A 23,387-nucleotide genomic window follows, 5' to 3' on the forward strand; every position below is an offset into this window, starting at 1 on the left:
CTTAGAAATCCGCATCCCAATCCACCTTCATCTCACCCGCGGCCAGGTCGACGGCCAACACGCATTGCTCGGTATAGGGCAACAGGCGTTCGCGATCATCCAGGCTGCCAGCGCAAGGCTTGACCACCATTACATCATTGGCGCCGGTTTCCAGAAGATGATCGATTTTCCCGAACAGTTGCCCGTGAGTATCGATGACCTTCAGACCTTCCAGCTGGTACCAGTAGTACTCGCCGTCGGTCAATTCAGGGAACAGGTTGCGCGGCACGCAGATCTCATAACCGGCCAGAAGACGCGCTTCTTCACGATCATCAAGACCCTTGAGCTTTGCGACCAGGAACTTGTCGTTCCCGCGTCCGCTGACCAGCTCTACCTGCTTTACATTGCCGTCACGCTTAAGCGTCCAGGTTTTGTAATCCAGCAGGTTCTTAATCGGATCAGTAAAGGAATACACCTTCACTTCGCCGCGAACGCCGTGAACCGAGTAAATCTTGCCGATAACGATCAAATCATCAGCAGCAGCTGGCGTCGCGTTCATATTGCTCAGGCCGCAGCCTTAGCAGATTCCTTCAACAACTGAGCAACGCGCTCAGAAGGTTGTGCACCAACGCTCAGCCAGTAGGCTACGCGCTCTTGGTTCACGGACAGACGAACTTCTTGACCACGAGCAACAGGGTTGAAGAAACCAACCTGTTCCTTGTGCGAACCGTCGCGCGGGTTGCGGCTGTCGGTTACGGTCAAGTGGTAAAACGGGCGCTTTTTGGAGCCGCCAAGGGCAAGACGGATTGTTAGCATGTGAACATCGTTCCTGTAGTCGGTGCTGCAAATCTAAAGGCACAGCGGGCATGGGTGCCCGAAAGGCCGCATATTCTAAGGAATATCCGGACTTTTGCAAATGACTTTTTCCGACTGCCTTTCGGCCGCCATCAAGATTTGCTATAGAGCCGTCGGTAAAAACGGCCGGTCAGCTCCCGCCAAGTGCGGGTTTGCTGTGAATCCCACGTCCGTGTGGGCTGCGCAAGAGCAAGCCCTTGCGCGAATTCTTTACATTTTTGGCATGCCGCCGCCGGGCAACATACCGCCCATGCCGCGCATCATCTTGGCCATTCCGCCTTTCGCGGTGAATTTCTTCATCATCTTCTGCATCTGCTTGTGCTGCTTGATCAAGCGACCGATGTCCTGCACCTGGGTGCCGGAACCCATGGCGATACGACGCTTGCGCGAACCACTGATCAGCTCAGGGTCACGGCGCTCGGCCGGGGTCATGGAGTTGATGATGGCTTCCATTTGCTTGAACTGTTTCTCTGCCGCGCTCTGGGCATTGCCCATCTGCGCCAGGTTCACACCGCCCATGTTCGGCAGTTTGTCCATGAGGCCGCCGAGGCCGCCCATGTTCTTCATCTGTTGCAGCTGGTCACGGAAGTCTTCGAGGTCGAAGCCCTTGCCCTTCTTCAGCTTCTTGGCCAGCTTGTCGGCCTTGTCCTTGTCGAGGGTCGCTTCCGCCTGCTCGATGAGGCTGAGCACGTCGCCCATGCCGAGGATGCGCGAGGCAATACGCTCTGGGTGGAACGGGTCGAGCGCTTCGCTCTTCTCGCCCATACCGATGAACTTGATCGGCTTGCCGGTGATGGCACGCACCGACAGGGCGGCACCGCCACGGGCGTCGCCGTCTACCTTGGTCAGGATCACGCCGGTCAATGGCAGCGCATCGCCGAAGGCCTTGGCCGTGTTGGCGGCGTCCTGGCCGGTCATGGCATCGACCACGAACAATGTTTCGACCGGATTGATCGCGGCGTGCAACGCCTTGATCTCGCCCATCATCTCTTCATCGATGTGCAGGCGACCGGCGGTATCGACGATGACCACGTCGATGAATTTGAGTTTTGCTTCCTTGATAGCCGCTTGCGCGATCGCGACCGGCTTCTGGCTCAGGTCGGACGGGAAGAAGGTAACGCCAACTTCACCCGCGAGCATTTCCAGCTGCTTGATCGCCGCTGGGCGATAAACGTCCGCGGACACAACCATGACCGACTTTTTCTTGCGCTCTTTAAGGAAGCGCGCAAGTTTGCCGGCGGTGGTGGTTTTACCAGCACCTTGCAAACCGGCCATCAGGATGACCGCTGGCGGCACGGCGCTCAGGTTCAGGTCTTCGTTGGCCGCGCCCATCAGGCTTTCGAGCTCGGCCTGGACGATCTTCACGAAGGCCTGGCCCGGCGTAAGGCTGCGCGACACCTCGGTGCCGACAGCGCGTTCCTTGACCGAATTGACGAAGTCCTTGACCACCGGCAGGGCGACGTCGGCTTCGAGCAACGCCATGCGCACTTCGCGCAGGGTGTCTTTGATGTTGTCTTCGGTCAGCTTGGCCTTGCCGGTGACATGGCGCAGCGTCTGCGAGAGACGGTCGGTTAAGTTTTCAAACATTGCGCGATCCTTTCAGGCCCTGTGTAGACCGGGATAATGGCGGCCCAGACCGGACTAAACGTGTGCTCGGCGAGCCTGCGGCGTGGGCAGGTCGCGGATTATAGCGAAGACTGCGTCTGGCGGACACCTCGCACTTTCGTGTCGCGTGGGTTCTATGCCAAACTCAGCGCCTTTCGGGCTTGCCTAACAGGACTTATGCTCCCCTTGTCACCCAGTTTGCTTGCTACCCTCGCCGCCGCCTGCCTATACGCCGCTGCGACCTTCTATCAAGGCACTCGCCTGGCCACCGGAGCCAAGGCCAACAAGCGCCTGCTGGTTACGCTCGGCGTGCTTGCGGTGCTGGCCCACAGCGCCAGCCTGGTGACCCACCTGCTGACCCCGATTGGCCTGGGCCTGGATTTTTTCAGCGCCGCCAGCCTGATTGCCGTCGCGGTCATCGCCCTGACGCTGCTGGCCTGCTCACGGATTCCGGTGGAAAACCTGCTGTTGCTGCTGTTCCCCCTGGGTGCATTGACCGTGCTGCTGGCGCAGTTCGCCCCCGCCGGTACTGTGCAAATCATCGACGAGGAGCCAGGCATTCTCGCCCACATCCTGTTGTCTATCCTCGCCTATGGCATGTTCACCATTGCAGTGTTCCAGTCGCTACTGCTGCTGCTCCAGGATCATCAACTCAAGCACAAGCACCCGTCCGGGCTGATCAAGAACTTCCCGCCGCTGCAAACCATGGAAAGCCTGCTGTTCGGCTTCCTTTGGGCCGGCTGGACACTGTTGTCGCTGTCGCTGATCTCCGGCTGGCTGTTTGTCGACAACCTGTTCGCCCAGCACCTGGTGCACAAGACCTTGCTGGCCTGCCTGGCCTGGATCGTCTTCAGCGTGCTGCTCTGGGGCCGTAACCGCCTTGGCTGGCGAGGTCACAAGGCCATCCGCTGGACCCTGGCCGGTTTCTGCCTGTTGATGCTGGCGTATTTCGGCAGCAAGCTGGTTCGTGAATACATCCTGCACATCTGACGGGCGGCAATAATGGACGACTTGCCCATAGGGCCGATGCTTGCAGTAGTGGCCTTGCTGATATTGTGGTCGGGCCTGTTTACTGCCATAGAAGCCGCGCAGCAGCACTTGCTGGCCCAGCGCAATGCCTCGCGCGCCAGCGACAAACCGCTGGCCAGGTTGAGCTTCCCCCTCGTCAGCCTGATTTTCTGCAATACCCTGTGCCGCGCCCTGGTAATGGTCATCTGTACCTTGCTGGCGATTTTCACCTGGGCTGAAAACGGCCCGTGGCTGGCATGTGCAGGCGCCGGTGCCCTTCTCTTGATCCTGGCCGACTACCTGCCGCGAGCCCTCGCCACCCGTCATCCGGATGCGATCCTGGCCCTGGGCAACAACTTGCTGGCCATCCCCCTGAAGCTTGTATATCCGGCAGCTTGGCTGCTCAACGCCATCAGCCAGTTTCTGTTGCGCCCGTTCGCTCGCAAAGCCAATGTCGTGCAACAGAGCGAAGACGAGCCCATACCGCTGCGGCACGACCCTCACGGCCATCAAGAGCATGCTGTCAGCCGCACGCACGCGCTGCCGGGCATCCATGCACTGGATAACATCACGGTCAACGACATCCTGGTACCGCGCAGCGAGGTCGACGGGATCAACCTCGACGACCCGATCGAAGAGATCATCGAGCAACTGCGCCATAACCAGCGTACCCGCCTGCCGGTGTTCCACAGCGACATCAACCAAGTGGAAGCGGTGCTCAATACCCGGCAAATCGGCCATTTGCTTCCCGACGGCAGCCTGACCCTGGAAGCCTTGCTGGCGGCCTGTCGCGAACCCTATTTCGTCCCTGAAAGCACCCCGCTGCAATTGCAACTGCTGAACTTCCACAAGCAACAGCGGCGTTTGGGCATGGTGGTCGACGAATACGGCGAAGTCCTGGGTATCGTCACCCTCGAAGATATTCTCGAAGAAATCGTCGGTGAATTCGAAAGCCAGCAAAGCCAGGACAACCCGCACATCCATCCACAGGCCGATGGCCGCCTGGTGATCGACGGTGCCGCCTCGATCCGCGACCTGAACAAGAGCCTCGGCTGGCACCTGCCCAGCGACGGCCCGAAAACCCTGAACGGCCTGGTGACCGAAGCGCTGGAAACCATCCCGGACTGCCCGGTATGCCTGAAAATCGGCCGCTATCGACTGGAAATTCTCGAGACCGAGGATAACCGTGTCACGCGGGTGCTGATCTGGCACAACAGTTCTGTACCGGCAGTTGCATCAGTCCAATAGACCGGTAAAAGATCGTCCGAAGGCTCGGGCCGCGTTCGGACGATCTTTTTTGCACTTGTTGAATCGTTAGCCACCTTCCTATAATCGAGCGGCTTACCCGAGCCTCGCCGTCCCGTGCTTACCCTGCACACCGCAAGTTCCGGCCTGACCATCAGACACGCCCGCTACAAACCGACGCCTGCTCCCACCTGGAACGGCGACTCGCGCCTGCACCCACATCCCTGGGTAATCGACCATAATAATTCGCTCCACTGGGGCACATGACAGTCAGGGATTACCGCATGACAACCAGCACGACCTACAACGACGCCACACCCGCACAACCGGTGAACTCCGCTACCCGCGTGGCCACCGCGAGCTTCATCGGCACGGCCATCGAGTTCTACGACTTCTACGTATATGCCACCGCAGCCGCGCTGGTGATTGGCCCGGTGTTCTTTCCGCAGACCTCCGGCACGGCCCAGATGCTCTCGGCCTTCCTCACATTCGGCATCGCATTCCTGGCACGACCACTGGGTTCAGCGCTGTTCGGGCACTTTGGCGATCGCATCGGCCGCAAATCGACCTTGGTCGCGTCCCTATTGTTGATGGGTGTGTGCACCACGCTGATCGGCGTGCTCCCGGGTTACGACAGCATTGGGGCCTGGGCACCGATCCTGCTGTGCGTGCTGCGCTTCGGCCAGGGCCTGGGACTGGGCGGCGAATGGGGCGGTGCCGCCTTGCTCGCCACGGAAAATGCCCCTAAGGGCAAGCGCGCCTGGTTCGGCATGTTCCCTCAATTGGGCCCCTCCATCGGCTTCCTCGCGGCCAACGGCCTGTTCCTGACCTTGGCCATGACGCTGGATGATCAACAGTTCCGCTCCTGGGGCTGGCGGATTCCTTTCCTGCTCAGCGCGGCGCTGGTGATGGTCGGTTTGTATGTGCGCCTCAAACTCCACGAAACACCGGTGTTCGCCAACGCCATGGCGCGCCAGGAACGGGTGAAGATCCCGCTGGTGGAACTGTTCAGCCAATACTGGGTACCGGTATTGCTGGGGGCCGGTTCGATGGTGGTGTGCTATGCGCTGTTCTACATCTCGACCGTTTTCTCGTTGAGTTACGGTGTGGCGACGCTCGGCTACAGTCGCGAAACCTTCCTCGGCCTGCTGTGCTTCGCGGTGCTGTTCATGGCCGCGGCCACGCCGCTCTCAGCCTTGGCCAGCGACCGTTTCGGACGCAAACCCGTGCTGATCATCGGCGGCGTGTTGGCAATCCTGTCGGGCTTCCTGATGGAACCGCTGCTGACGCAAGGTTCGACCTGGAGCGTGGCGCTGTTCCTGTGCATCGAACTGTTTCTGATGGGTGTGACCTTCGCGCCGATGGGCGCACTGCTGCCAGAGCTGTTCCCGACCCACGTGCGATACACCGGCGCCTCGGCAGCGTACAACCTGGGCGGGATCGTCGGCGCTTCGGCGGCACCGTTCTTTGCGCAGAAACTGGTGGCAATGGGCGGACTGAGTTACGTCGGCGGGTATGTGTCGGGGGCGGCGGTGCTGAGTTTGATTGCTGTGCTGTGCCTGAAGGAAACACGCAATAACGACCTGAATCGAGTCTCATAAGATCGTTCCCACGCTCTGCGTGGGAATGCAGCCAGGGACGCTCTGCGTCCCAAAGCGGACGCGGAGCGTCCGGTGAGGCATTCCCACGCAGAGCGTGGGACGATCAGAAGCCTGCTCGCGAATGCCGCGCCGCGGTTACAGCTCTACAACAACAGCCTGGGATGCGCGGGTCGCCTTGGCACGAGCCGCCTCGATCGACTCATCCCGCGCCAGCGCCACACCCATCCGGCGCTGGCCATTCACTTCAGGCTTGCCAAACAGACGCAATGCCGTATCCGGCTCGCTCAACGCTGCACCCAGGTTGGCAAACGCGGTCTGGGTCGACTGCCCTTCCACCAGGATCACCGACGAAGCCGACGGGCCGAACTGACGGATCAGCGGAATCGGCAGCCCCAGGATCGCCCGTGCATGCAGGGCGAATTGCGACAGGTCCTGTGAAATCAACGTCACCAGACCGGTGTCGTGCGGACGCGGCGATACTTCGCTGAACCACACCTGATCACCCTTGATGAACAGCTCGACGCCAAACAGGCCACGACCACCCAATGCCTCGGTCACCGCCTTGGCCACGCGCTCGGATTCCGCCAGCGCCACTGGACTCATGGCTTGAGGCTGCCAGCTTTCCTGGTAATCGCCCTTCTCCTGGCGATGCCCGACCGGCGCGCAAAAGGTAGTGCCGCCGACGTGACGCACGGTCAGCAAGGTAATCTCATAATCGAAATCGATGAAACCTTCGATGATCACCCGGCCTTTACCGGCACGTCCGCCTTCCTGTGCGTAATCCCACGCTGTCTTCACGTCATCGACGCTGCGCAGCAGGCTCTGGCCCTTGCCCGACGAGCTCATGACCGGCTTGACCACGCACGGGAAACCGAGATCCTCGACGGCCTTGCTGTAATCCTCGAAGGTGTCGGCGAAGTGGTAAGGCGAGGTCGGCAGGTCCAGGTCTTCGGCGGCCAGGCGACGGATGCCTTCGCGGTTCATGGTCAGCTGTGCAGCCCGCGCAGTGGGGATCACGGTGAAGCCTTCGGACTCCAGCTCCACCAGGGTCGCGGTGGCAATGGCTTCGATTTCCGGCACGATGAAGTGCGGCTGCTCGGCTTCGATGACCGCGCGCAGTGCCGCGCCATCGAGCATGTTGATCACGTGGCTGCGATGCGCCACCTGCATGGCCGGCGCATTGGCGTAGCGATCCACGGCAATCACTTCAACGCCCAGGCGCTGCAGCTCGATCACCACTTCCTTGCCCAGTTCGCCACAGCCACACATCAATACGCGGGTCGCGGTGGGCGACAATGGAGTTCCGATACGGGTCATCTCAAGTCCTCAAGAAGCGGATCATCGAGGGATGCGGCGCCTGGCGCGCTTCCCATGGGGAGAAAGCGCGGCATTTTACATGAACCGCAGGGTTTGGCTTCAGCTGACGAGCGCCTGCTTGCGCAAGCGCCAGGCCATGATCAGCCATACCGCCGTAACGCCGGCGAACTTGGACCCCAGCGCGGTGAGAATCACGCCCGGAGTCAGCGCGTCGATCATGCCGAAGAAAATAAACGTATCGAGCGGAATGCTCAGGGCTGAACTTATCCACAGCCGGTCGTGCAACGGGCGCCGGGTGATGCTGAACACCAGCCAGTCAATGCACTCCGACACGGCAAATGCCGTGGCGCTGGCCAGGGCAATGGAGGGATCGGAGGTGATGTAGGACAACACCAGCGCCGCCAGCATCGCCGCGATTGCGCCGTGACCGAAGCGGATTTGCACCATGTCGCGCAACACGAACACCAGGCCGCCCCAGGCCGACCAGATGATGTCCAGGTGCGGGGCGGTGGAAAAGGCGTAGTTGATCAGCACGACGCTGCTGATATAGGCGATCAGGAAGAACATGGAGGCACCTGTCAATTTGGCGCACAGGGTACTTCAACCAAACGCCAAATCAAAAGATCGCAGCCTGCGGCAGCTCCTACAGGGGATCAAATGTAGGAGCTGCCGCAGGCTGCGATTTTTTGATCTTATCGGCCGGGTGTCTTGCCGATCATCCACACCAACCCACTGGCCTTGGCCCGCTCATGGCACAACCCCAACACCGTGCGGCGCTCGTCGTTGCTCATGCGGCTCCAGCGGGTGATTTCCTCTACCGTGCGCTGACAGCCCGTGCAAATGTCATCGTCGTCCAGTGCGCAAATATTCACACAAGGCGATGCAACCGGGCGTTCGGGAGTGCTCATTCTTCCTGCTCAGCCAGATCGCGGGCATACCGCTGTGAGTTATGCACGTAGTGGGCGGCACTGGCTTCCAGCATCTTTTTCTGCTGTTCGGTCAGCTCGCGTACGACCTTGCCGGGTGAACCCATGACCAGCGAGCCATCCGGAATTTCCTTGCCTTCGCCGATCAGCGAATTGGCGCCGATGATGCAGTTCTTGCCAATTTTCGCGCCGTTGAGGATCACCGCGTTGATACCGATCAGGCTGTAGTCGCCCACGGTGCAGCCGTGCAGCATGGCGTTGTGGCCGATGGTCACGCCGGTACCGATGGTCAGCGGGTACCCCATGTCGGTATGCATCACGGTGCCATCCTGGACGTTGCTGTTCTTGCCGATCAGGATCAACTCGTTGTCGCCCCGCAGCACGGCGTTGAACCAGACATTGGCGCCCTCTTCCAGTTTGACCTTGCCCACCAGCACGGCATTGGGAGCGACCCAGCTCTGTGGATGGGTCTCGACACGGGCGTCGCCCAGGCGGTATTTCATCTTGTTGTCCTCAAGGCTCAGGCAGCGGCGTGTTCAAGCCATTCGAGTGATGGCTTCAGGTATTGATAAAACTTTTAGGCGGTAGGTGCAGGCTGATCTTCGCGTCATAGAGCAGATTGATCAACTCGACAATCATGATCGCCGTCAGGCCCCAGATCTTGAATTCACCATAGCGATAACTCGGCACGTACCAACTTCGTCCCTGGTAATCGATGCGATGGGTGTGCTCGCGCGGGTCTTCGCGAAAGAACTCCAAGGGCACACTGAACACGGCGGCGATCTCGGCATCGTTGGCCCGGTACTCGACAAAATCCGGAATCACCCCGACATAAGGTGTGACCTTGATGCCGTGCAGGGAGATCAGCGGGCTCAGCGGGCCGATCACTTCGACCAGGCCCGGAGGCAGACCGATTTCTTCTTCGGCTTCGCGCAGCGCGGTAAAAACCAGGTCGGGGTCTTCAGGGTCGCGGCGACCACCGGGAAATGCGACTTCGCCACCATGGGTCGACAGCCCGCTGGCGCGCAGGGTCAATACCAGTTCCGGCTCGTCACTGCGGGTGATCGGCACCAGGACGGCGGCCTCTGGGAAACGTCGGTCGGTCTCCAACGTACGCGGTGTGTGGTGACTTACCCGATGCAGTAGCTCGTCCAGCATGAGTGTTCTCGATCAGTGCCTTACCCTGCATCATGCACCAATCGCTTCGGTCGCCCAACCCCCCGGACAGTGGCATGTCGCGAAACGACAACTTGCCGACAGCCACCGCCGCACGCCAAGATAGGCGCAGCATTCAGGAACCCAAGCATGAAATTTTGCAGTCAGTGCGGCAACCCGGTGACCCAACGCATTCCCGAGGGCGATTCACGCCTGCGTTTTGTCTGCGACAGCTGTCACGCCATTCACTACCAGAACCCCAACATCGTCGCCGGTTGTGTCGCGACCTGGGGCACCCAGGTCCTGTTGTGCCGTCGTGCCATCGAGCCGCGCCGGGGCTATTGGACCCTGCCCGCCGGCTTCATGGAAAACGGTGAGACCATCGAGCAGGCGGCCATTCGCGAGACGGCCGAGGAAGCCTGCGCCCGTGTGCGCAACCTGAGCATCTATACGCTGATCGATGTGCCGCACATCAGCCAGGTGCACGTGTTCTTCCGCGCCGAGTTGGCGGACCTCGATTTTGCCGCCGGTATAGAGAGCCTTGAGGTGCAACTATTCGACGAAGCCGACATCCCTTGGGACGAGCTGGCTTTCCGCACGGTGGGCCGTACCTTAGAATGCTTCTTCGCTGACCGGAAAACCGAAGTCTATCCTGTGCGGTCCGAATCGATCCCGCCGCTGGTTCAGTCTGTCATCACTTGATGTCATCTTGGTATCATCGCCAGGCGCATACAGATCGTCCGAACTCGGCCCGGACCTTCGGCAGCGCCTGCAAAAACACCTATAAATAGATATATGGTCGCGACACCTCTTGGGGAATCGTTTCAATGCGCTGGTTGCTTGCCCTGTTCTGCTTGTCGTTCATCACGGTGTCCCAGGCTACTGCCATGGAGCCCCTGGACGGCAAGGTCATCGAGAAAATCCTGGTTCTCAAGTCGGCTCATCAATTGCAGTTGATCAATGACGGCAAGCCATTCAAGACCTATCGAATTTCCCTGGGTAAACGGCCCAAGGGCCCCAAGCTGATGGAAGGCGACAAACGCACACCAGAAGGTTTCTACTGGATCGACTGGCGCAAGGTCAGCGACCGCTTCAACCTGGCGATGCACATTTCCTACCCGAACATCAGCGATTCCGCCCGCTCACGGCGTGAAGGCGTCGATCCCGGCGGCATGATCATGATCCACGGCACCCCGGACACCGAAGAAAACCCCGAGCACCTGTTCCACACCCTGGACTGGACCGACGGTTGCATTGCCATGCGCAACATGGACATGCGTGAAATCTGGAACCTGGTGCCGGACGGCACGATGATCGAGATTCGCCCTTGATTTGACGAATGAGCGTTCCCTTACTATGGGAACGCTACCCGTTTTGCCCTGCGCGCCAGGCGTGTAACAGACTGATCCCCGGGACCTGTCCAGGTCCTGAACGCTCCCCGAATATCCCCTCCCCCATTGAAACCACCCTCGGCCTGCCCCATCTAAGACCCATACCCCATTGCGCAGGTGCCCCATGAGCGACCAGCAAGCATTCCCCGAAGACCCCAGCGAATACGCCGACCCGGAACACGCCGAACACCACCACACCGGCAAGGGCCTCGCCCTGCCCGGCCAGAACCTGCCGGACAAGGTCTACATCATTCCGATTCACAACCGCCCTTTCTTCCCGGCCCAAGTGCTGCCGGTCATCGTCAATGAAGAACCCTGGGCGGAAACCCTCGACCTGGTCGCCAAATCCGAACATCACTCCCTGGCCCTGTTCTACATGGACACGCCCCAGGAAGACCCGCGCCATTTTGATACCTCGGCGCTGCCGCTGTACGGCACCCTGGTCAAGGTGCACCACGCCAGTCGCGAAAACGGCAAATTGCAATTCGTCGCCCAGGGCCTGACCCGTGTGCGTCTCAAGACCTGGCTCAAGCACCATCGCCCGCCGTACCTGGTGGAAGTCGAATACCCGCACCAGCCCACCGAGCCGACCGACGAGGTCAAGGCCTACGGGATGGCGCTGATCAATGCGATCAAGGAGCTGCTGCCCCTCAATCCGCTGTACAGCGAAGAGCTGAAGAACTACCTCAACCGCTTCAGCCCCAACGATCCATCGCCGTTGACCGACTTCGCCGCCGCACTGACGTCGGCGACCGGCAGCGAACTGCAGGAAGTGCTCGACTGCGTGCCCATGCTCAAGCGCATGGAAAAAGTCCTGCCGATGCTACGCAAGGAAGTCGAGGTCGCACGCCTGCAGAAAGAGATTTCCGCCGAAGTGAACCGCAAGATCGGTGAGCATCAGCGCGAATTCTTCCTCAAGGAACAACTCAAGGTCATCCAGCAGGAGTTGGGGCTGACCAAGGACGATCGCAGCGCCGACATCGAACAATTCGAGCAACGGCTGGCCGGCAAGGTGCTGCCCGCGCAGGCGCAGAAGCGCATCGAAGAAGAGATGAACAAGCTCTCGATCCTCGAAACCGGCTCACCGGAGTACGCGGTCACGCGCAACTACCTGGACTGGGCGACATCGGTGCCATGGGGTGTGTACGGCGAGGACAAACTGGACCTCAAGCACGCCCGCAAGATCCTGGACAACCACCATGCCGGCCTCGACGATATCAAGGACCGCATCCTCGAGTTCCTCGCGGTCGGTGCCTACAAGGGTGAAATCAGCGGCTCCATCGTGCTGCTGGTGGGGCCGCCGGGCGTGGGCAAGACCAGCGTCGGCAAATCCATCGCCGAATCCCTCGGCCGACCGTTCTATCGCTTCAGCCTCGGCGGCATGCGCGACGAAGCGGAAATCAAGGGCCACCGCCGTACTTACATTGGTGCGATGCCGGGCAAACTCGTGCAAGCGCTGAAAGACGTCGAAGTGATGAACCCGGTGATCATGCTCGACGAAATCGACAAGATGGGCCAAAGCTATCAGGGCGACCCGGCCTCGGCGCTGCTGGAAACCCTCGACCCGGAGCAGAACGTCGAATTCCTCGACCACTACCTGGACCTGCGCCTGGACCTGTCGAAAGTGCTGTTCGTCTGCACCGCCAACACCCTGGACTCGATTCCCGGCCCCCTGCTGGACCGGATGGAAGTCATCCGCCTGTCGGGTTACATCACCGAAGAAAAAGTCGCCATCGCCAAACGCCACTTGTGGCCCAAACAGCTTGAGAAGGCCGGAGTCTCGAAAGGCAGCCTGAGCATCAGCGACAGCGCCCTCAGAGCGCTGATCGACGGTTATGCCCGTGAAGCCGGCGTTCGCCAACTGGAGAAAAATCTCGGCAAACTGGTGCGCAAAGCCGTGGTGAAGCTGCTCGAAGATCCAGGAGCGGTGATCAAATTTGGTCCGAAAGACCTCGAGGCTTCATTGGGCAAACCCGTGTTCCGTAATGAACAAGTACTGTCCGGGACGGGGGTAATCACCGGCCTGGCCTGGACCAGCATGGGCGGTGCAACCCTGCCGATCGAAGCCACACGCATTCATACCCTCAATCGCGGTTTCAAGCTCACCGGGCAACTGGGCGAAGTGATGAAAGAGTCCGCGGAAATTGCCTACAGCTACGTCAGCTCCAATCTGAAGTCGTTTGGCGGTGATCCGAAATTCTTCGACGAAGCCTTCGTGCACCTGCATGTTCCGGAAGGCGCCACTCCGAAAGACGGCCCGAGCGCTGGCGTGACCATGGCCAGTGCCCTGTTGTCGCTGGCACGCAACCAGCCGCCGAAAAAAGGCGTGGCCATGACCGGCGAACTGACGTTGACCGGGCATGTACTGCCGATTGGCGGAGTACGTGAGAAGGTGATTGCAGCGCGGCGGCAGAAGATTTTCGAGCTGATCTTGCCGGAGCCCAACCGTGGCAGCTTTGAAGAACTGCCGGACTACCTGAAGGAAGGGATTACCGTGCACTTTGCCAAGCGATTTGCGGATGTGGCGAAGGTGTTGTTCTAGTCACACACTGAAGTGGCCAGAGCGTGCTCTGGCCACTGCACACATGATTTTCTGAACAGCTATCGCGATCGGATATAAAAAACTGTCATTAATGACAGTATCAACCCTATTACTAATGTCCTAGCCTGTCACTCGACTATCCGAACATCTCCAAGGGACGACCACAATATGTCGACTGATAAAACTCCGCGCGGGACGAAGTCTAGCGGTCATTTCGAATGGACAATTAAAGGAAAAAAATTTTATACCGACCAAATTTATATATGGCACGAAGGACCCAACATACAAATCAACGGTTATTTCGATTTTGCCGGCCCAAACCAAAAAATAATGACTGTCCTTATCGATCGCGATACCCCTGGAGAGGAGCAAACATTTGACCCTCCAACGTGGCTAAAGGAAGTGAGTTACCAAGCTGATAGCGGATCGGCTTATGCCATTACCGGAAAATACACTGCCACTCTCAACAAACACACTAAACAGTACAAGTTATCGTTCGACTTACTGTTTGGTGGCGGCCTATCAATTCAATGTAAGCTCGACGTTAGCGAGTAGATACTCAATCCGCTTAAATGCGCACCACTCGCGCCAGAGCCTGTACGTTAGCCATTCCTCGACCCGGCTCTGGTCACATTTTGTCTCATCTTCAGTTATGCTCGCCGTTCGTCGTGAATGCCGGAGCCACTGACCCCATGTCCCCCACCCGCCTGTTTGTTCCCCTCGCCCTCGCCTTGCTGGCCGCCTGTGCCACGCAACCGAAACATAACGTGACCGTGGAAAAACAAAGCGAATGCCCGGTGAAGCTCACCAGCGGGCAGAACCTGATCCTGACCCTGCCCAGCAATCCGACTACGGGTTACCGCTGGTCGGTCCAGGACTCGGCCGGTGGCGTATTGCGCGCGCTCAGCCCTGAGGTCTACAGCAACCCGGAAGATGCCGGCGTCGTAGGTGCTGCCGGTGTTTCGACCTGGCGATTCCAGGCGTTCGCCCCCGGCACTGGACGCTTACGCTTGACCTCGCAACAACCTTGGGCACCGGAAGTGCTGCCGGTGGACGCCTTCGACTGCGCCATTTCGGTCAACTAACCGTGGGCTGGCTGATTCTGGCGCTGATGGGCGCAGTGACTTTCCTCTATGGCCTGAGCGTGCACGCCGCGCTGCTTTGCCTGTTGGTCAAGCCGCTGCCTGTCCTGGCCCTGCTCGGCTGGCTGCACGACGCACCACCCGGGGAGTATCGGCGCTGGATCAGTCTTGGACTGATTTTCTCCCTGCTCGGCGACGTGCTGCTGGCATGGCCGGGGGATTTGTTTGTGTTCGGCCTCGGGGCGTTTCTCGTCGCCCACCTGGCTTATCTGAAAGCTTATTTAACGGACTGCAGACGGTTGGCCCTGTTGCCACTGGTCCTGGCCCTCGGCGTCGGCGCGATTCTGCTGGGGGTACTGATTGCCCACGGTCTCGGGCCTTTGCTGATTCCCGTGATCGTCTATGGCCTGGCGATCAGCGCCATGCTCTGGCGCGCACTGGCACGTCTGGGCACCGATGTGCCCAAGCGTTCGGCGCTGCTTGCGGCAGCCGGAGCCGTGGCGTTCGTGTTTTCCGATAGCGTGATCGGTATCAGCCGCTTTGTCGTGCCGTTTGAGGCGGCGCCGTACGTCATCATCCTCAGTTATTGGCTGGGGCAATGGGGCATCACGGCATCGGCGTTCGATCAAAAACCGCGTTAGATCGCGAAGGGACACGGAGCGTCCCGGGCGGCGTTCCCACGCAGAGCGTGGGAACGATCGATCGAACACCAATACATACATTGTCATTAATGTCTGTTGAAACCTGTTAGTTCGAATAGTCGTCCGGACCGCTCGCAGGCCGTACATTCAAGATTCCAACAATCCTTGAAGAGATAGGCCCTATGGATATCCAACAACGAAGAAGCTTTGTCGACAGTCGCATCCCTGTTGAAATGAAATTCCGCCAGTGCTGTCAGAAAAACTATCTGAGTGCCACCCTTCAGGATCGCGATGAGTTCAACTCCGAGGAGTTTTACATCAGCGTCGGCTCCCGGGAAATATTGGCTGTTTTCAAAGCTGGAGAAAAAGACACCCCTGAAGACCGCGCCTTCGATATCTATATCCCTAAAAATATCGAAACCGGTTACTACGAATTAAATTCACCGGATCAACTGATAGAAATCGCCTTGACTGAAAAATTCCCGACTTACACCAGTTACTGGGCATTCAAGGGCGCAATGGATCTGGTCGTTAACGCTGACAAGCAAGACTACTCCGGCACATTCAATGTTAGCTTCAAGGACAAAGAAAACCGTGAGTTTATATCCGAAGCCAAGTTTGCTTTTTCTGTGGAAGCTTGAATACAGGTAGCCGACGGAGCCGTGGCGTTCGCGTGCTCCGATAGCGTGATGGGTATCAGCCGCTTTGTGAGCGTGGGAGCGAGCAAAGCGTCAGTCCCGTCGGTTTATCAGACAACCCGCGCATCCCCGCGCCAACTTGGCTAAAATGCCGGCCTTTCCACCGACACCGCCGGAACCGCCGTGAGCAAAGAATCCGATCGCCTTTTCGCCCAGCCTTTGGCCCAGGTGCCTGACTTCGCCTTCAACGAGGACGTGGTGCGGGTGTTCCCGGACATGATCAAGCGCTCGGTGCCGGGTTATCCGACCATTGTCGAAAACCTCGGTGTGCTCGCCGCACAATTCGCCCAGCCCAACACTGTGCTCTACGATCTTGGCTCGTCCCTGGGCGCTGTAACACAGGCGCTGCGTCGACATGTGCGCACTGACGGCTGCCGTGTCATCGCTGTGGATAACTCCGCGGCGATGGTCGAGCGATGCCGTGAGTATCTCAACGGCCAGGACTCGATGTTCCAGGAGTTGCTGCCGGTGGAAGTGATCGAAGGTGACATCCTCGCCCTCGAATTCCAGCCTGCCTCGGTGGTGGCGCTGAACTTCACCCTGCAATTCATTGCTCCGGATCAGCGAAGCGCGCTGCTGTCGCGCATCCACCAGTCCCTGTTGCCCGGTGGTGCACTGATTCTCTCGGAAAAACTGCGGTTTGAAGACGAGCAGGAGCATGCGTTGCTCACCGACCTGCACGTCGCCTTCAAGCGCGCCAACGGCTATAGCGAACTGGAAATAGCCCAGAAGCGTAGCGCCATCGAAAACGTCATGAAGCCCGACAGCCTCGAAGAACACCGCGAACGCCTGTTGGCTGCCGGGTTCTCGAAAGTCGTGCCGTGGTTCCAGTGTCTTAACTTTGCCTCGTTGATTGCCTTGCCATGATTGATCTGTCCCCCCTCGCCCGCCGCCTGGCTGGCACACCGCTGGCCGAATGGGCCAACACACTGCAGGCGCAACTCGACAAGAAAATGGAGAAAGGTCACGGCGACCTGGAGCGCTGGCAAAGCGCGCTGGATGCCTTGCCTCAGATCCAGCCAAGCGAAATCGACCTGTTGAACGGCTTGAAGCTGGACACCGATTGCGACGATGAAACCCGTGCGCAAATGCGCACCGCGCTGATGGGCTTGTCGCCGTGGCGCAAAGGCCCCTTCGATCTGTTTGGCGTGCATGTCGACACCGAATGGCGTTCGGACTGGAAGTGGTCGCGTGTCGCCCCGCACCTGGACCTCAAGGGCAAGCGCATCCTCGACGTCGGCTGCGGCAATGGTTACTACATGTGGCGCATGCTCGGCGCGGGTGCGGACAGCGTAATCGGTGTCGATCCAAACTGGTTGTTCTTCTGCCAGTTCCAGGCGGTGCAACGTTACCTGTCCGAGCCGAATGCGTGGCACCTGCCATTTCCTTTCGAAGACCTGCCGCCGAATCTGGAAGGCTTCGACACAGTGTTTTCGATGGGTGTCTTCTACCACCGCCGATCGCCGATCGAGCACTTGCTGGCGCTGAAGGATTGCCTGGTCAAGGGCGGCGAACTGGTGCTGGAGACGCTGGTGGTCGAAGGCGACAAACATCAAGTGCTGGTGCCGGAAGACCGTTACGCGCAGATGCGCAACGTATGGTTCCTGCCGTCGGTGTCGGCGCTGGAGTTGTGGTTGCGCCGTGCCGGGTTCACTGATGTGAAATGCGTGGACGTGAGTGTGACCACGGTTGAAGAACAGCGCGGCACGGAATGGATGAAGTATCAGTCGCTGAGCGACTTCCTCGATCCCGAAGACCACAGCAAGACCATCGAAGGGCTGCCGGCGCCGATGCGGGCTGTCATCGTCGCCCGCAAATAACCCCCCCGCCGCCCCTGCCGATGAAGATCAAATGTGGGAGCGGGCTTGCTCGCGAATGCGTTGAGTCAGCCAACATCTCTGTTGAATGTTAAATCGCATTCGCGAGCAAGCCCGCTCCCACAGGGTTTAGTGTTCAGTCTGAAGGTTTGGCTCTACGGACCTTGAAGAACTCGCTGAGCACCGCCCCGCATTCCTCGGCCAACACCCCACCTTCATACAGCACCCGGTGGTTCAAAAAGCCCTGGGTAAAAAACTGCCCCTGGCTCTGCACAATCCCGGCCTTGGGTTCCAGCGCGCCATACACCACCCGTGCAATCCGCGAATGCACGATCAGCCCGGCGCACATGCTGCACGGTTCCAGCGTCACATACAGCGTGCTGCCCGGCAGGCGATAGTTGCTGACGGCTAGCGCGGCGGCGCGGATCGCGACCATCTCGGCATGGGCACTCGGATCGTTGCCACTGATGGGGCAGTTGAAGCCGCGACCGATGATTTCACCGTCCTGCACCAGTACCGCACCCACGGGCACTTCGCCCAACGCGGCACCTTGAGCGGCGAGGGCAAGGGCTTCGCGCATGAAGTCGCGATCACGGCTGCGGTCGATGATCGCAGCGGGACGTATCTGACGCATTACGCCACCTCGATCGCGGCCATCAGGCCGGTTTCCATGTGATCGATCACATGGCAATGGAACATCCACACCCCGGGGTTATCCGCCACCAGCGCCACTTGCGCACGCTCGTTCTTGCCCAACAAATACGTGTCGGTGAAATACGGGATGACCTTGTGCCGATTCGAGGCGATGACCTTGAAGCTCATGCCATGCAGGTGAATCGGATGCTGATATTGAGTCATGTTTTTCAATTCAAAAATGTAGCTTTTGCCCTTTTCCAGCTTGGCGATCGGGCGGTCGGCGCAGGTTTTATCCGTAATGTCCCAGGCTTTGCCATTGATCTGCCACAGGCTTGGCGGCTTGCCGTTGTCGACATTCACCGACACTGACCCCACCCATTCGAAATTGAAGTTGAGTTTCTCGGCATTGGCCAGGTCCGGTTCCGCCACAGGGTTGGCGGGCAGTGCCGCAGGCCATGCAGTCGGCGCGTCGGTGTTGGCCACGGAGCGCAACGTGCCCAAGCGAACCGGGCCGTTGCGCAGGGACAACTCTTCACCCGCTGGCGGCGCTTTGATCGCCAGGCATATACGCATGCCTGGGCCCAGCCAGTATTCCTTGCCCAGCGGGCGCGGTTCGACGGGATTGCCGTCCAGCGCATAGATCTGCGCTTCGACGCCCGGGATATTGAGGCGGTAGGTCAATGTGTTATCGAGGTTAAGCACCCGCACCCGGGTGATCTGCCCGGCAGGCAAGTCGATGATCGCCTGCGGGACACCGTTGATGGTCGACAGGCGCCCCGCCGTACCGCCTCGGGCGGCTTCGCGAGGAATGCTGAAGTCGACAAAAGCGCCCTGCTCATCGACATGCCAGCTCTTCAAGCTCAAGGTTTTCTCGTACTTGAAACCGGTCGGCTCGCGCTCCTCGACGATCAGCGGGCCAACCAACCCGCGCCCGAGCTCTTCGCTGCTGCTCACGTGGGGGTGATACCAGTAGCTGCCGGCATCGGGCACGCGGAATTTGTAGTCGAAGTATTCACCGGGCAACACCGGCAACTGCGACACGTACGGCACACCGTCCATCTCCAGCGGCAGGCGGATGCCATGCCAGTGGATGGTCGTCGCCACTGGCAGGTGGTTGATGAACCGCACTCGCAGCCATTCGCCCTGACGCACGCGCAATTCGGTGCCCGGTGCCGAGGGACCGAACGCCCAGGCTTCGGTCTTGTGCCCCGCCACCAACTCGACGTCCAGCGGCGCGGCGATCAGCTCATAGTCATGGCCCGCCTCAGCGTCGGCCATCTTGCCCAGCCAGTACCGCGACGCGCCCCCCGCCCCGACACCAACGACAACAAGACCGGCCAGGCCACCGAGGATTTGGCGACGGGTAAAGGACATGAACTCAACTACCTCACACGAAAGCGGCAGGCCCAAGACCCGCAAAAGGCGAATACGATACACCCGCAGTTGCGAAAGAAACAGCAAAGCGGACGTGACGACGAGCCGCAGGCAGGGCCGGCATCAATGCAAAAAGCCGCGTGAACTCACGTTCACACGGCTTTTTTATCCTGCGATCAACCCCTCAGGGCTGGTGCGGGATCATTCCCACTCAATCGTCGCTGGCGGCTTGCTCGACACGTCGTAGGTGACGCGGGAGATGCCTTCGATTTCATTGATGATGCGGCCGCTGACGGTTTCCAGCAGTTCGTAAGGCAGGTGTGCCCAACGCGCGGTCATGAAGTCGATGGTTTCCACCGCACGCAGGGCCACGACCCAGGCGTAACGACGGCCATCGCCTACAACGCCAACCGATTTCACCGGCTGGAACACCACGAACGCCTGGCTGACCTTGTGGTACCAGTCGGCCTTGCGCAGTTCTTCGATGAAGATGTGGTCGGCACGACGCAGCAGGTCGGCGTATTCCTTCTTCACTTCGCCGAGGATGCGCACACCCAGGCCCGGGCCCGGGAACGGGTGACGGTAGACCATGTCGTACGGCAGGCCCAGCTCCAGGCCCAGACGACGGACTTCGTCCTTGAACAGCTCACGTAGCGGCTCGACCAGCTTGAGGTTCATTTCTTCCGGCAAGCCGCCCACGTTGTGGTGCGACTTGATCACGTGGGCCTTGCCGCTTTTCGCGCCAGCCGACTCGATCACGTCCGGGTAGATGGTGCCTTGGGCCAGGTACTTGATGTTGTCCAGCTTGCAGGATTCGGCATCGAACACGTCGATGAAGGTACGGCCGATGATCTTGCGCTTCTTCTCTGGGTCGGCTTCGCCGGCCAGGTTGTCGAGGAACTGGTCCTCGGCGTTGGCGCGGATCACCTTGACGCCCATGTTCTCGGCGAACATGGCCATTACTTGCTCGCCTTCGTGCAGGCGCAGCAGGCCGTTGTCGACGAAGACGCAGGTCAGTTGGTCGCCGATGGCCTTGTGCAGCAGTGCGGCAACCACGGACGAGTCCACGCCGCCGGACAGGCCCAGCAGGACGTTGTCGGTGCCGACCTGGGCGCGAACCTGGGCGATGGCGTCTTCAGCGATCTTCGATGGGGTCCACAGCGCTTCGCACTCGCAGATGTCGAGGATGAAGCGCGACAGGATGCGACCGCCCTGCTTGGTGTGGGTCACTTCCGGGTGGAACTGCACGCCGTAGTAACGACGCTCGTCGCTGAACATGCCAGCGATAGGGCAGCTCGGGGTGCTGGCCAGGATGTGGAAATCTTCCGGCATCCTGGTGACCTTGTCACCGTGGCTCATCCATACGTCGAGGCCAAACAGGCCATCGGCGTCGATGTGGTCTTCGATGCCGTCGAGCAGGCGGCTCTTGCCGACCACGTCTACGCGGGCATAGCCGAACTCACGCAGGTCGGAACCTTCAACCTTGCCGCCCAGTTGCTCGGCCATGGTCTGCATGCCGTAGCAGATACCGAAGACTGGCACGCCCAGGTCGAACACTGCTTGCGGACAGCGAGGGCTGTCGGCTTCGTGCACGGACTCGGGGCCGCCGGCGAGGATCACGCCTTTTGGAGCGAATTCGCGAATGGCTTCCTCGTCCATGTCGAACGGATGCAGTTCGCAGTAAACGCCGATTTCACGCACGCGGCGGGCAATCAGTTGGGTGTACTGGGAACCGAAATCGAGGATCAGGATGCGGTGAGCGTGAATGTCGAGGGCCATGATTCAGTCTCGTCTAAGTAATTCAGAAACAGTCGTGATTCAGAAACAACTCGGGGCTGAATAGAACAGCCCCGGTTGCTTAACGATTTGCTTGAAGCCTCAACCTACGCGGTAGTTTGGCGCTTCTTTGGTGATCTGTACGTCGTGGACGTGGGACTCGGCCATGCCAGCACCGGTGATCCGCACGAACTCAGGCTTGGTGCGCATTTCTTCGATGTCGGCACTGCCGGTGTAACCCATCGAGGAACGCAGGCCGCCCATCAGTTGATGGATGATGGCGCTCAGGGTGCCCTTGTACGGCACACGCCCTTCGATACCTTCCGGAACCAGCTTCTCGGCACCCGCGGAGGAGTCCTGGAAGTAACGGTCGGAGGAACCCTGGGCCTGGGACATGGCGCCCAGCGAACCCATGCCGCGATAAGCCTTGTACGAACGGCCCTGGAACAGTTCGATCTCGCCTGGCGCTTCTTCGGTACCGGCGAACATCGAGCCCATCATCACGCAGGAAGCACCGGCCACGATGGCCTTGGACAGGTCACCGGAGAAACGGATGCCGCCGTCGGCGATCAACGGAACGCCAGTGCCTTCGAGGGCAGCGGCGACGTTGGCGATGGCACTGATTTGCGGCACGCCGACACCAGCGACGATACGGGTGGTGCAGATCGAGCCAGGGCCGATACCGACCTTGACTGCGTCAGCGCCCGCTTCGGCCAGGGCCTTGGCGGCAGCGCCGGTGGCGATGTTGCCGCCGATCACCTGCACTTCAGGGAAGTTTTGTTTAACCCAGCGAACGCGGTCGATCACGCCTTTGGAGTGACCGTGGGCGGTGTCGACCACCACCACGTCAACGCCGGCGTTGACCAGGGCAGCAACACGGTCACCGGTGTCTTTACCGGTACCGACCGCGGCGCCCACGCGCAGACGACCTTGATCGTCCTTGCTGGCCAGCGGGTAAGCCTTGGCTTTTTCGATGTCGTTGACGGTCATCATGCCCTTGAGGGCGAACTTGTCGTCGACGATCAGTACGCGTTCGATGCGGTGCTTGTGCAGCAACTCGCGAACGTCGTTCTTGTCGGCGCCTTCCTTGACCGTGACCAGGCGCTCTTTAGGCGTCATCACTTCACGGACAGTGGCTTCCAGACGGTTCTCGAAACGCACGTCACGGGAAGTGACAATGCCGACCAGGTCGCCATTGTGCAGCACCGGAACGCCGGAGATGTTGTTCATGCGGGTCAATTCGAACAGTTCGCGCACGGTAGCGTCAGCCTCGATGGTGATCGGATCCTTGACCACACCGGCTTCGTAACGCTTGACCTTGCGCACTTCGGCAGCTTGCTGCTCGATGGTCATGTTCTTGTGGATGATACCGATACCACCTTCCTGAGCCATGGCAATTGCCAGACGGGCTTCAGTGACGGTGTCCATGGCGGCGGAGACCAGTGGAATATTCAGCTCGATGCCACGGGTAAGGCGGGTCTTGAGACTGACTTCGTTAGGAAGCACCTCGGAATAACCAGGCACTAGGAGAATGTCGTCGAATGTCAGAGCTTCTTGGCTGATACGCAGCATCGCGGGGGCTCCCGAGCGGGAAAATGGAAGCGCGCCATTATAGTCAGACACCCCCTCGGGTTCAATGTAAAACTCTGTCTATTATCGACCTTATGGATATACGGAACATATCGCCCCCTGTAGGAGCTGTCGAAGGCTGCGATCTTTTGACATTGATCTTCAAAAGC

24 protein-coding genes are annotated in these 23,387 nt (G+C 59.7%); 12 read left to right on the forward strand and 12 right to left on the reverse strand.

Annotation, left to right across the window (positions count from 1 at the left end; all coding sequences use genetic code 11):
• Position 1: 1 nt before the first annotated feature.
• The 3 genes from rimM to ffh all read right to left on the reverse strand — a co-directional run bounded on the left by rimM (position 2) and on the right by ffh (position 2,421).
• Positions 2-538 (reverse strand): ribosome maturation factor RimM, encoded by a 537-nt coding sequence (rimM, locus tag AC1Q8Q_RS28185; RefSeq protein WP_020795643.1) that lies wholly within the window; start codon positions 536-538, stop codon positions 2-4.
• A gap of 5 nt (positions 539-543) precedes the next feature.
• Entirely contained in the window at positions 544-795 is a 252-nt protein-coding gene (rpsP, locus tag AC1Q8Q_RS28190) for a 30S ribosomal protein S16 (protein ID WP_003198088.1), read from the reverse strand.
• Positions 796-1,044: 249 nt separating this feature from the next.
• Positions 1,045-2,421: a signal recognition particle protein gene (gene ffh, locus AC1Q8Q_RS28195; protein ID WP_020795642.1), complete on the reverse strand. Its 1,377-nt coding sequence runs from the start codon at positions 2,419-2,421 to the stop codon at positions 1,045-1,047.
• A 195-nt stretch (positions 2,422-2,616) separates the two neighbouring features.
• Here ffh and AC1Q8Q_RS28200 point away from each other — a divergent pair, with 195 nt between their 5' ends.
• The 3 genes from AC1Q8Q_RS28200 to AC1Q8Q_RS28210 all read left to right on the forward strand — a co-directional run bounded on the left by AC1Q8Q_RS28200 (position 2,617) and on the right by AC1Q8Q_RS28210 (position 6,293).
• Complete coding sequence (locus tag AC1Q8Q_RS28200) at positions 2,617-3,429, forward strand: cytochrome C assembly family protein (protein ID WP_020795641.1); 813 nt, start codon at positions 2,617-2,619, stop codon at positions 3,427-3,429.
• Positions 3,430-3,441: 12 nt separating this feature from the next.
• Positions 3,442-4,695, forward strand: a complete 1,254-nt coding sequence (locus tag AC1Q8Q_RS28205) for an HlyC/CorC family transporter (protein ID WP_033042711.1) — start codon at positions 3,442-3,444, stop codon at positions 4,693-4,695.
• Positions 4,696-4,976: 281 nt separating this feature from the next.
• Entirely contained in the window at positions 4,977-6,293 is a 1,317-nt protein-coding gene (locus tag AC1Q8Q_RS28210) for an MFS transporter (RefSeq protein ID WP_020795639.1), read from the forward strand.
• 135 nt (positions 6,294-6,428) lie between these two features.
• On the opposite strand, the gene purT is transcribed toward AC1Q8Q_RS28210, so the two are convergent.
• The 5 genes from purT to AC1Q8Q_RS28235 form a co-directional block, all read right to left on the reverse strand.
• A complete protein-coding gene (purT, locus tag AC1Q8Q_RS28215; protein ID WP_020795638.1) occupies positions 6,429-7,610 on the reverse strand; it encodes a formate-dependent phosphoribosylglycinamide formyltransferase in 1,182 nt (393 codons plus the stop codon).
• 99 nt (positions 7,611-7,709) lie between these two features.
• Positions 7,710-8,177: a preQ0 transporter gene (locus tag AC1Q8Q_RS28220; RefSeq protein ID WP_110755143.1), complete on the reverse strand. Its 468-nt coding sequence runs from the start codon at positions 8,175-8,177 to the stop codon at positions 7,710-7,712.
• Positions 8,178-8,302: 125 nt separating this feature from the next.
• Positions 8,303-8,518 carry a DUF1289 domain-containing protein gene (locus AC1Q8Q_RS28225; protein ID WP_020795636.1) on the reverse strand — a complete coding sequence of 72 codons (216 nt, stop codon included), beginning with the start codon at positions 8,516-8,518 and terminating at the stop codon, positions 8,303-8,305.
• A complete protein-coding gene (locus AC1Q8Q_RS28230; RefSeq protein WP_150701971.1) occupies positions 8,515-9,039 on the reverse strand; it encodes a gamma carbonic anhydrase family protein in 525 nt (174 codons plus the stop codon). The genes AC1Q8Q_RS28225 and AC1Q8Q_RS28230 overlap by 4 nt, the downstream gene beginning before the upstream one ends.
• Positions 9,040-9,094: 55 nt before the next feature.
• On the reverse strand, positions 9,095-9,694 hold the full coding sequence (locus AC1Q8Q_RS28235) for a CoA pyrophosphatase (protein WP_110755146.1): 600 nt from the start codon (positions 9,692-9,694) through the stop codon (positions 9,095-9,097).
• A gap of 147 nt (positions 9,695-9,841) precedes the next feature.
• Between AC1Q8Q_RS28235 and AC1Q8Q_RS28240 the strand changes: the two genes are divergently transcribed.
• From AC1Q8Q_RS28240 to cmoB, 9 genes are all read left to right on the forward strand, one after another.
• Positions 9,842-10,393 (forward strand): NUDIX hydrolase, encoded by a 552-nt coding sequence (locus AC1Q8Q_RS28240; RefSeq protein WP_020795633.1) that lies wholly within the window; start codon positions 9,842-9,844, stop codon positions 10,391-10,393.
• 125 nt (positions 10,394-10,518) lie between these two features.
• The gene (locus tag AC1Q8Q_RS28245; RefSeq protein ID WP_020795632.1) at positions 10,519-11,022 is read left to right on the forward strand and encodes a L,D-transpeptidase family protein; all 504 of its coding nucleotides are present in this window, start codon (positions 10,519-10,521) and stop codon (positions 11,020-11,022) included.
• A 184-nt stretch (positions 11,023-11,206) separates the two neighbouring features.
• Entirely contained in the window at positions 11,207-13,624 is a 2,418-nt protein-coding gene (gene lon, locus AC1Q8Q_RS28250) for an endopeptidase La (protein WP_151140570.1), read from the forward strand.
• A 168-nt stretch (positions 13,625-13,792) separates the two neighbouring features.
• Positions 13,793-14,179, forward strand: a complete 387-nt coding sequence (locus AC1Q8Q_RS28255; RefSeq protein WP_454866594.1) for a hypothetical protein — start codon at positions 13,793-13,795, stop codon at positions 14,177-14,179.
• 137 nt (positions 14,180-14,316) lie between these two features.
• Complete coding sequence (locus AC1Q8Q_RS28260; RefSeq protein ID WP_033041515.1) at positions 14,317-14,709, forward strand: protease inhibitor I42 family protein; 393 nt, start codon at positions 14,317-14,319, stop codon at positions 14,707-14,709.
• A 2-nt stretch (positions 14,710-14,711) separates the two neighbouring features.
• The gene (locus AC1Q8Q_RS28265; protein ID WP_020795629.1) at positions 14,712-15,347 is read left to right on the forward strand and encodes a lysoplasmalogenase; all 636 of its coding nucleotides are present in this window, start codon (positions 14,712-14,714) and stop codon (positions 15,345-15,347) included.
• A 182-nt stretch (positions 15,348-15,529) separates the two neighbouring features.
• The gene (locus AC1Q8Q_RS28270) at positions 15,530-15,988 is read left to right on the forward strand and encodes a hypothetical protein (protein WP_083348296.1); all 459 of its coding nucleotides are present in this window, start codon (positions 15,530-15,532) and stop codon (positions 15,986-15,988) included.
• Between the two features lie 180 nt (positions 15,989-16,168).
• Complete coding sequence (gene cmoA / locus AC1Q8Q_RS28275) at positions 16,169-16,912, forward strand: carboxy-S-adenosyl-L-methionine synthase CmoA (protein WP_020795627.1); 744 nt, start codon at positions 16,169-16,171, stop codon at positions 16,910-16,912.
• Entirely contained in the window at positions 16,909-17,865 is a 957-nt protein-coding gene (cmoB, locus tag AC1Q8Q_RS28280; protein WP_033044405.1) for a tRNA 5-methoxyuridine(34)/uridine 5-oxyacetic acid(34) synthase CmoB, read from the forward strand. Before cmoA ends, cmoB begins: the two co-directional genes overlap by 4 nt.
• Positions 17,866-17,998: 133 nt before the next feature.
• Here the strand turns inward: cmoB and tadA are convergent, their stop codons facing one another.
• The 4 genes from tadA to guaB form a co-directional block, all read right to left on the reverse strand.
• On the reverse strand, positions 17,999-18,496 hold the full coding sequence (gene tadA / locus AC1Q8Q_RS28285; RefSeq protein WP_492615783.1) for a tRNA adenosine(34) deaminase TadA: 498 nt from the start codon (positions 18,494-18,496) through the stop codon (positions 17,999-18,001).
• Positions 18,496-19,872 carry a multicopper oxidase family protein gene (locus AC1Q8Q_RS28290; protein ID WP_042955222.1) on the reverse strand — a complete coding sequence of 459 codons (1,377 nt, stop codon included), beginning with the start codon at positions 19,870-19,872 and terminating at the stop codon, positions 18,496-18,498. Before AC1Q8Q_RS28290 ends, tadA begins: the two co-directional genes overlap by 1 nt.
• A gap of 201 nt (positions 19,873-20,073) precedes the next feature.
• Positions 20,074-21,651, reverse strand: a complete 1,578-nt coding sequence (gene guaA / locus AC1Q8Q_RS28295; protein WP_083348292.1) for a glutamine-hydrolyzing GMP synthase — start codon at positions 21,649-21,651, stop codon at positions 20,074-20,076.
• A gap of 99 nt (positions 21,652-21,750) precedes the next feature.
• Positions 21,751-23,220, reverse strand: a complete 1,470-nt coding sequence (gene guaB, locus AC1Q8Q_RS28300; RefSeq protein ID WP_492615784.1) for an IMP dehydrogenase — start codon at positions 23,218-23,220, stop codon at positions 21,751-21,753.
• Positions 23,221-23,387 lie beyond the last annotated feature (167 nt).

It is taken from the genome of Pseudomonas sp. GW823-FHT06B06 (assembly GCF_058795195.1).

What these genes read in the sequence shown, in the direction of transcription:
- AC1Q8Q_RS28225 (WP_020795636.1), bottom strand. Translation starts at nt 8,518, where the DNA reads ATGAGCACTCCCGAACGCCCGGTTGCATCGCCTTGTGTGAATATTTGC.
- ffh (WP_020795642.1), bottom strand. Translation starts at nt 2,421, where the DNA reads ATGTTTGAAAACTTAACCGACCGTCTCTCGCAGACGCTGCGCCATGTC.
- purT (WP_020795638.1), bottom strand. Translation starts at nt 7,610, where the DNA reads ATGACCCGTATCGGAACTCCATTGTCGCCCACCGCGACCCGCGTATTG.
- AC1Q8Q_RS28240 (WP_020795633.1), top strand. Translation starts at nt 9,842, where the DNA reads ATGAAATTTTGCAGTCAGTGCGGCAACCCGGTGACCCAACGCATTCCC.
- tadA (WP_492615783.1), bottom strand. Translation starts at nt 18,496, where the DNA reads ATGCGTCAGATACGTCCCGCTGCGATCATCGACCGCAGCCGTGATCGC.
- lon (WP_151140570.1), top strand. Translation starts at nt 11,207, where the DNA reads ATGAGCGACCAGCAAGCATTCCCCGAAGACCCCAGCGAATACGCCGAC.
- AC1Q8Q_RS28220 (WP_110755143.1), bottom strand. Translation starts at nt 8,177, where the DNA reads ATGTTCTTCCTGATCGCCTATATCAGCAGCGTCGTGCTGATCAACTAC.
- AC1Q8Q_RS28290 (WP_042955222.1), bottom strand. Translation starts at nt 19,872, where the DNA reads ATGTCCTTTACCCGTCGCCAAATCCTCGGTGGCCTGGCCGGTCTTGTT.
- AC1Q8Q_RS28205 (WP_033042711.1), top strand. Translation starts at nt 3,442, where the DNA reads ATGGACGACTTGCCCATAGGGCCGATGCTTGCAGTAGTGGCCTTGCTG.
- AC1Q8Q_RS28270 (WP_083348296.1), top strand. Translation starts at nt 15,530, where the DNA reads ATGGATATCCAACAACGAAGAAGCTTTGTCGACAGTCGCATCCCTGTT.
- guaA (WP_083348292.1), bottom strand. Translation starts at nt 21,651, where the DNA reads ATGGCCCTCGACATTCACGCTCACCGCATCCTGATCCTCGATTTCGGT.
- AC1Q8Q_RS28245 (WP_020795632.1), top strand. Translation starts at nt 10,519, where the DNA reads ATGCGCTGGTTGCTTGCCCTGTTCTGCTTGTCGTTCATCACGGTGTCC.
- AC1Q8Q_RS28255 (WP_454866594.1), top strand. Translation starts at nt 13,793, where the DNA reads ATGTCGACTGATAAAACTCCGCGCGGGACGAAGTCTAGCGGTCATTTC.
- AC1Q8Q_RS28260 (WP_033041515.1), top strand. Translation starts at nt 14,317, where the DNA reads ATGTCCCCCACCCGCCTGTTTGTTCCCCTCGCCCTCGCCTTGCTGGCC.
- AC1Q8Q_RS28230 (WP_150701971.1), bottom strand. Translation starts at nt 9,039, where the DNA reads ATGAAATACCGCCTGGGCGACGCCCGTGTCGAGACCCATCCACAGAGC.
- rimM (WP_020795643.1), bottom strand. Translation starts at nt 538, where the DNA reads ATGAACGCGACGCCAGCTGCTGCTGATGATTTGATCGTTATCGGCAAG.
- AC1Q8Q_RS28235 (WP_110755146.1), bottom strand. Translation starts at nt 9,694, where the DNA reads ATGCTGGACGAGCTACTGCATCGGGTAAGTCACCACACACCGCGTACG.
- guaB (WP_492615784.1), bottom strand. Translation starts at nt 23,220, where the DNA reads ATGCTGCGTATCAGCCAAGAAGCTCTGACATTCGACGACATTCTCCTA.
- cmoB (WP_033044405.1), top strand. Translation starts at nt 16,909, where the DNA reads ATGATTGATCTGTCCCCCCTCGCCCGCCGCCTGGCTGGCACACCGCTG.
- AC1Q8Q_RS28200 (WP_020795641.1), top strand. Translation starts at nt 2,617, where the DNA reads ATGCTCCCCTTGTCACCCAGTTTGCTTGCTACCCTCGCCGCCGCCTGC.
- AC1Q8Q_RS28210 (WP_020795639.1), top strand. Translation starts at nt 4,977, where the DNA reads ATGACAACCAGCACGACCTACAACGACGCCACACCCGCACAACCGGTG.
- rpsP (WP_003198088.1), bottom strand. Translation starts at nt 795, where the DNA reads ATGCTAACAATCCGTCTTGCCCTTGGCGGCTCCAAAAAGCGCCCGTTT.